Below are 2289 nucleotides of genomic sequence, written 5' to 3'. Positions count from 1 at the left end.
GGGGCTGGCGGGCGCGCCCAACGGGTCCCCCGCCAACGGCACGGCCGAGCAGCAGCGGGCCAGGCTGGCCTATTACGCCGACCTCGTCCGGATCGGGCTGACCGGCAGTCTGCGCGACTACGTGCTGCCCTCGGGGAGGCAGAGCTCGGAGATCTCCTACAACGGCTCTCCCGCCGGCTACACGGCCGCGCCGGGCGAGGCGGTGGCGTACGTGGACGCGCACGACAACGAGACGCTCTTCGACGCGCTGGCGTACAAGCTGCCGCAGCGGACGCCGATGGCCGACCGGGTGCGCATGCAGGTGTTGTCGCTGGCCACGGTCCTGCTGGCGCAGGGGACGGCGTTCGTGCACGCGGGCAGCGAGCGGCTGCGGTCGAAGTCCCTCGACCGCAACTCCTACGACTCCGGCGACTGGTTCAACCGGCTGCTGTGGGACTGCGCTTGCGGGAACGGGTTCGGCGCGGGCCTGCCGCCCAGGGCCGAGAACGAGGACAGGTGGCCGTACGCCAGGCCGCTGCTGGCCGACCCGGCGCTGAAGCCCGGCTGCGCGGCGATCGCGGCCTGCCGGGCCGGGTTCGGGGAGCTCCTGCGGATCAGGGCGTCGTCGCCGGCGTTCGCGCTGGGGTCCGCGGCCGAGGTGCGCCGGCGGCTGTCGTTCCCCGCGTCGGCCGAGGGCGTGATCACGATGCATGTGGACACGTCCGGGCTGGATCCTCGGTGGTCGTCGGTCAGCGTGGTCTTCAACGCCACCCCGTCGGCGCGCACCCAGGTCGTGGAGTCGCTGGCGGGGCAGGCGGTGTCGCTCCACCCCGTACAGGCGGCTTCCGGCGATCCAGTCGTACGTGAGTCCGCGTTCGACCTGGCCACCGGCACGCTGACGGTGCCGGGCCGCACGGTGGCGGTGTTCGTGGGTGTGATGCGATAGACGTATGGAGCTGCGCGAGCTCCCGCCGCCGCGACTTTACCCCCGTGCACAGCGCAACCATCGATCAGCAAGGGGTGAACGAAATGACCGCAGAGCTGTCGGGCATCGGGGCTCTCATCACCGGAGGCAACAGCGGCATAGGGCTGGCCACGGCCCGCGCGCTGGTCCGGCTCGGGGCCGAGGTGGTCCTGTCGGGCCGGAACGCGGCACGGGGCGAGCAGGCCGTGGCGGAGCTGCGCGAGCTGGGCGGCAGGGCCCATTTCGTGGCGGCCGAGCTGCATGACCAGGAGTCCGCCCGCTCGCTGGCCCGCGCCGCGACCGATCTGCTCGGCCATGTGGACGTACTGGTCAACAACGCCGGGGTCTACCCGTTCGGCCCCACGGACCAGATGAGCGAGAAGGACTTCGACTGGGTGTACGGGCTGAACGTCAAGGCCCCGTACTTCCTGGTGGCCGAGCTCGCTCCGGCCATGGCCGAGCGGGGGCACGGCGCGATCGTCAACGTGACCACGATGGCGGCGGAGTTCGGCGTGGCGGGCATGAGCCTGTACGGGTCGAGCAAGGCCGCCGTGGTGCTGCTGACGAAGTCGTGGGCGGCGGAGTTCGGACCGCGTGGCGTGCGGGTCAACGCGGTGAGTCCGGGGCCGACCCGTACCGAGGGCACCGCCGGCATGGGTGAGGACCTGGACCAGCTCGCGTCGGCCGCTCCCGCCGGCCGCCCGGGGACGCCGGAGGAGGTCGCCGAGGCGATCGCGTTCCTGGCGTCGCCGCGGGCGAGCTTCATCCACGGGACGACGGTCCACGTGGACGGCGGCCGCACGGCCGTCTGACGCGCAGAAATCCAGTCGGGCGCGGCGTACCGCGTCCGACCGGCGCCCTTGGGAAATCCTGCACCGGATATGGGTGCGACTTCCCGCGTAGGGGGAACAGTAACCAGGAATGCACATCACTGGCGTTGGCGGTCGCCGCAGCGCAGACTGGATAGACAGCGATCGCGTGGAGCAGTGGAGCACCCGTGGACAATCAGCTTGATCACATGCCGGTCCTGTCCCGTGGCAGACATCGCAACCCGAAACGCGGTGCCTGCTTCATGGAGCTGGCCTCCTACCTGGCAGGCGAGCGGTGGAGCGACCATCCGGCCTGCACCCACCCGTTGCTGGCAGCCCTCGCCCGCCTGGTCAACGACAACACCAGCGACGAAAGCCGCGCCAAGCTCGTCCGGCTCGTGCCGTCCATCATCGGCCTGGCCAGCGACGACCTGAGGGTGGACGCGCAGATCGCGCTGCGCTGCGCCACGACGGCCCTGCCGGTGGCGGCGGCCGAGCGCCAGCTCGCGCTGGCGGTGTCGGTGCTGGCGGCGGAGG

2 protein-coding genes and 1 pseudogene are annotated in these 2289 nt (G+C 71.6%); all 3 read left to right on the top strand.

The features are described 5' to 3' along the window. Window positions 1–925: alpha-1,6-glucosidase domain-containing protein (locus tag AB0J09_RS62710; RefSeq protein ID WP_360713746.1), on the top strand; the 925-nt coding region annotated here is incomplete at its 5' end. 83 nt (window positions 926–1008) lie between these two features. Continuing rightward, complete coding sequence (locus AB0J09_RS62705; RefSeq protein ID WP_360713744.1) at window positions 1009–1755, top strand: SDR family oxidoreductase; 747 nt, start codon at window positions 1009–1011, stop codon at window positions 1753–1755. 185 nt (window positions 1756–1940) lie between these two features. After that, a pseudogene (locus tag AB0J09_RS62700) lies at window positions 1941–2289 on the top strand (hypothetical protein); the annotation flags it as partial.

It is taken from the genome of Nonomuraea sp. NPDC049784 (genome assembly GCF_040659615.1).
GTDB lineage: Bacteria > Actinomycetota > Actinomycetes > Streptosporangiales > Streptosporangiaceae > Nonomuraea.
This window is presented reverse-complemented; position numbering and strand designations above follow the sequence as displayed.

Bases quoted from the DNA above. Each gene is read 5' to 3' on its own strand.
- AB0J09_RS62705 (WP_360713744.1), top strand. From the start codon at position 1,009: ATGACCGCAGAGCTGTCGGGCATCGGGGCTCTCATCACCGGAGGCAAC.